The organism is Pseudoflavonifractor hominis, assembly GCF_014288125.1.
Classification (GTDB): domain Bacteria; phylum Bacillota; class Clostridia; order Oscillospirales; family Oscillospiraceae; genus Pseudoflavonifractor_A; species Pseudoflavonifractor_A gallinarum.
The window spans coordinates 1-4,984 of record NZ_JACOPR010000022.1; the positions used below are offsets into that span (position 1 = coordinate 1).

Sequence of the window (4,984 nt, forward strand, 5' to 3'; positions counted from 1 at the left end):
GAACAAGAACGAGACCGCCCCCATCTTCGAGGTGGCCTCCTACGGCATCACCGGCGACCTCTTCAAGGTCACCCCCATGCTCATCGAGTCCATCAAGGCCCTGAAGGCCTCCAAGTAATTCGTTTTCCTTTCACAGCAGCATCACATAGAGAAGAGACCCCGCCGGAACGCTCCGGCTGGGGTATCTTCTCTTGTGTGCCGTAGAGAAAGTGATCCACATACGTGGGATATATAGACCCCGGCGAGGAAAAGAGAAAGAATCTGTTGAACGGAACGGGTGCTCCCCCTTTCGTTTGATGCCCCCACAGACCCCTTCATAGGGCCTTTGGAAACTACTGTTTTGTAGTACAAGGAGGATCATTATGAGCAAAAAAAATTACGTCGTTATGGACGGTAATACCGCCGCGGCCCATGTGGCCTATGCCTTTACTGAGGTTGCGGCGATTTACCCCATCACTCCCTCTTCTCCCATGGCGGAGAAGGTGGACGAGTGGTCCGCGAAAGGCCGGAAGAACCTGTTCGGCTCCACCGTGGACGTCATCCAGATGCAGTCTGAGGCCGGTGCTGCCGGTACCTGCCACGGCTCCCTGCAGGCCGGTGCCCTGACCACCACCTTTACCTCTTCCCAGGGCCTCATGCTGATGATCCCCGCCATGTATGCCATGGGCGGTCAGTTCCTCCCCAGCGTGATGCACATCGCCTCCCGCGTGGTGACCTCGAACCACCACTCCATCTTTGGCGATCACACCGACTTCATGACCTGCCGTATGACCGGCTATGCCATGCTGATGTCTTCCTCTCCCCAGGAGGCCATGGACCTGGGCGCTGTGGCCCACCTGTCCGCCATCGGCTCCAAGTACGCCTTCATGCACTGCTTTGACGGCTTCCGTACCTCCCACGAGATGCAGCGCATCGAGGCCCTGGACTACGAGGACCTGCGCGGCCTGGTGGACTATGAGGCCCTGAAGGACTTCCGCCGCAACGCCCTCAACCCCGAGCATCCCACTAACCGCGGCAACAACGTCAACCCCGACGTCTACTTCCAGTGCAAGGAGGGCGCCAACGTCAAGGCCGCCGTCGTGCCCGAGACCGTTCAGCACTACATGGACGAGATCAACAAGATCACCGGCCGCGACTATAAGCTCTTCAACTACTACGGCGCTCCCGACGCGGAAGAGGTCATCGTGGTGATGTGCTCCGCCTCCGAGGCTGTGAAGGAGACCGTGGATTACCTCAACGCCAACGGCCGCAAGGTGGGTATGGTCCAGATCCATCTGTACCGTCCCTTCTCCGTCAAGCACTTCTCCGAGGCCATTCCCGCCACGGTCAAGAAGATCGCTGTCCTGGACCGCAACAAGGAGACCGGTTCCGTGGGCGAGCCCGTGTACCTGGACGTGGTCACCGCTCTGAACCAGGCCGGCCGCGGCGACATCCGCGTGGTGGGCGGCCGTTACGGCCTGTCCTCCAAGGACACCACTCCCGGCCAGTTCATCGCCGTGTATGACAACCTCAAGCAGGAGAATCCCAAGAATAACTTCACCATCGGCATCATCGACGACGTGACCCACACCTCCCTGGACTACAAGGAAGTGGAGCTGGCCCATCCCGGTGAGGTGGCCTGTAAGCTGTGGGGCCTGGGCGGCGACGGTACTGTGGGCGCCAACAAGAACGCCATCAGCACCATCGGCCTGGTGGCCAACAAGTATGCGCAGGCTTACTTCTCCTATGACTCCATGAAGTCCGGTGGTCTGACTCAGTCCCACCTGCGCTTCGGCGATCACCCCATCCGCGCTACTTACAACGTGTCCTCCGCTGACTTTGTGGCGGTCCATGCCCCCACCTATGTCAACAAGTACGACACCACCGCCGATCTGAAGGACGGCGGCACCTACCTGCTCAACTGCCCCTGGTCCGTGGAGGAGCTGGGTGAGCGCCTGCCCGCCAAGATGAAGCGGGATCTGGCCAACAAGCACGCTCAGTTCTACATCATCGACGCGGCCAAGCTGGCCGGCGAGATCGGCCTGGGCAAGCGCACCAACAGCATCCTGCAGGCCGCCTTCTTCGCCCTGACCAAGGTCATCCCCCTGGACATGGCCGTGGAGGACATGAAGAAGAACAACTACAATTCCTACTTCAAGAAGGCCGGTCAGAAGATCGTTGACCTGAACAACCAGGCTGTGGACGTGGGCATCAACGCCGCCGTGAAGGTGGAGATCCCTGCTTCCTGGGCCGATGCCGTGGACGCTCCCGCTGCTGAGATCGAGGCCACTCCCTTCGTCAAGGAGATCGTGATGCCCATCGACCGTCAGCAGGGCGACAAGCTGCCCGTCTCCGTGTTCCAGAAGCACGGCGTGCTGGACGGCACCTGGGAGAACGGTACCTCCGCTTACTCCAAGCGCGGCGTGGCGACTGCGGTGCCCAAGTGGAACCCCGACGCCTGCATCCAGTGTAACCGCTGCTCCATGTGCTGCCCCCATGCGGCTATCCGTCCCGTGCTCCTCAGCGAGGAGGAGAAGGCCGGCGTGCCCGCCTCCTTCGTCACCGTGCCCGCCAAGGGCCTGGGCAAGGACGCCCCCGCTTACTCCTTCCGCATCCAGGTCTCTCCCTATGACTGTCTGGGCTGCGGCGTGTGTCTGACCGCCTGCCCCGCCAACCAGAACGAGAAGAGCGCCGACGCTCTGGTTATGACTCCCTTCGAGGAGATGAAGCCCGAGCAGGAGAACTTCGACAAGGTCGCCATGAACGACGCCTACCTGAAGAAGGACATCATCAGCGACAAGACCGTCAAGTCCATCCAGTTCGCCAAGCCCTACTTCCAGTTCTCCGCTGCCTGCGCCGGCTGTGCCGAGACCACCTACATCAAGCTGGTCAGCCAGCTGGTGGGCGACCGCATGTACATCGGCAACGCGGCTGGCTGCTCCTCCGCGATCAGCGGCGGCGCCCCCATCCTGCCCTACTGCCGCGACTGCGAGGGCCATGGTCCCGCCTGGGAGCACTCCCTGTTTGAGGACAACGCCGAGTTCGCCTACGGCTTCTTCCACGCTCAGGATGCCATCCGCAAGGAGCTGCTCATCCGCATGGAGAGCCTGAAGGCTGCCGGCATCGCCGTGGAGGCCATTGACAACTACATGGCCAACTGGGAGGACAAGGATCAGACCCGCGCCGTCTCCGACGCTCTGGTCGCCGCCCTCGAGGCCGTGGAGAAGAACGCCGACATCGAGTACATCCTGGACAACAAGGAGTACCTGAGCAAGAAGTCCATCTGGGCCATCGGCGGCGACGGCTGGGCCTACGATATCGGCTTCGGCGGCATCGACCACGTCATGGCGCAGAACCGCGACGTGAACCTGCTGGTTCTGGATACCGAGGTGTACTCCAACACCGGCGGACAGGCCTCCAAGTCCACCCCCATCTCCGCTGTGGCTAAGTTTGCCGCCGGCGGTAAGCGGGTGGCCAAGAAGGACCTGGGCGCTATCCTCATGAACTACGGCTATGTCTACGTGGCTCAGGTCGCCATGGGTTATGACCAGAATCAGACCCTGAAGGCCATCCGTGAGGCCGAGTCCTATCCCGGTCCCTCCATCATCATCGCCTACTGCCCCTGCCTGGAGCAGCACATCAAGGCCGGTATGAGCTGCACTCAGACCGAGATGAAGAAGGCTGTGGAGGCCGGTTACTGGCACCTGTACCGCTACGATCCCCGCCGCATCGCCGAGGGCAAGAATCCCTTCCAGCTGGATTCTCCCGAGCCCGACACCGATAAGCTCATGGACTACCTGATGGGTGAGAACCGCTTCGCCTCCCTGAAGAACAACTTCCCCGAGCGCGCGGAGGAGCTCTATCAGCAGGAGATCGCGGAGCTGAAGGCCCGCTATGCCCGCTATCGCAAGATGGCCGACGAGCAGTAAGGGAATATAAACGACGTTTTGACCCAGTCAAACACGGCCGCGACATCCCTGTGAGATCGCCGCTGTCCGTATGACAGCAACGGGGTGCCGCCTGTGTTGGCGGCACCCCGTTCTTTGTTTTGCCTGGGTCTCCGGAACAGAATTATCTGAGGAGGAACGGTTATGTATCAGACCATTCGCTTTGAGAAGCAGGACAATATCGCTATCATCACCATCAATCGCCCCGAGGCCCTCAACGCCCTCAACTCCACCGTCATCGGCGAGCTGGAGCAGGTCATCACTCAGGTGGAGCAGGACAGCACCCTGGGCTGCATGATCCTCACTGGCGAGGGCCGCTCCTTCGTGGCCGGCGCCGACATCGGCGAGCAGATGCCCCTGGACCTGAACGGCGGCCGCAAGTGGGGCCAGCGCGGCAGCGCTCTGTTCCGCCGCATTGAGAAGCTGGAGATCCCCACCATCGCTGCGGTCAACGGCTTCGCTCTGGGCGGCGGCTGTGAGCTGGCGCTCTGCTGCGACATCATCCTGGCCAGCGAGAAGGCCAAGTTCGGTCAGCCCGAGGTGGGCCTGGGCATCACCCCCGGCTTCTCCGGCACCCAGCGCCTCCCCCGCCGGGTGGGCATCGCCAAGGCCAAGGAGCTGATCTTCTCCGGTAAGATGATCAAGGCCGACGAGGCTGAGAAGATCGGTCTGGCCAATGCTGTCTACGCTCCCGAGGAGCTGATGAACGGCGCCGTGGAGATGGCTCGCTCCTTTATGAAGAACGCCCCCATCGCCGTGAAGTACTCCAAGGCCTGCATCGACCGCGGCATGCAGATGGACATCGACGACGGCATCGCCCTGGAGAACGAGCTGTTCGCCATGTGCTTTGCCACCGCCGACCAGAAGGAGGGCATGACCGCGTTCCTGGAGAAGCGTTCCGCCACCTTTGAGAACAAATAAGAAGAGGAGTAGAACGATATGATGACATCCCAGGAGTACATCGAGAGCCTGCGGAAGCTGAAGACGCGGGTGTACATGTTCGGGGAGCAGATCGAGAACTGGGTGGATCACCCGATGATCCGTCCTTCGATCAACTG

3 protein-coding genes and 1 pseudogene are annotated in these 4,984 nt (G+C 61.2%); all 4 read left to right on the forward strand.

What is annotated here, in order from left to right:
* A pseudogene (locus H8S34_RS15260) lies at window positions 1–118 on the forward strand (acryloyl-CoA reductase electron transfer subunit beta); the annotation flags it as partial.
* A 244-nt stretch (window positions 119–362) separates the two neighbouring features.
* Window positions 363–3,908, forward strand: coding sequence for a pyruvate:ferredoxin (flavodoxin) oxidoreductase (gene nifJ, locus H8S34_RS14880; protein WP_101690944.1), 3,546 nt, complete (start codon window positions 363–365; stop codon window positions 3,906–3,908).
* Between the two features lie 162 nt (window positions 3,909–4,070).
* Window positions 4,071–4,847 carry an enoyl-CoA hydratase-related protein gene (locus H8S34_RS14885; RefSeq protein ID WP_101690943.1) on the forward strand — a complete coding sequence of 259 codons (777 nt, stop codon included), beginning with the start codon at window positions 4,071–4,073 and terminating at the stop codon, window positions 4,845–4,847.
* 18 nt (window positions 4,848–4,865) lie between these two features.
* Window positions 4,866–4,984, forward strand: a 119-nt coding sequence (locus tag H8S34_RS14890; RefSeq protein ID WP_186964414.1) for a 4-hydroxyphenylacetate 3-hydroxylase N-terminal domain-containing protein, incomplete at its 3' end; no start/stop codon positions are given.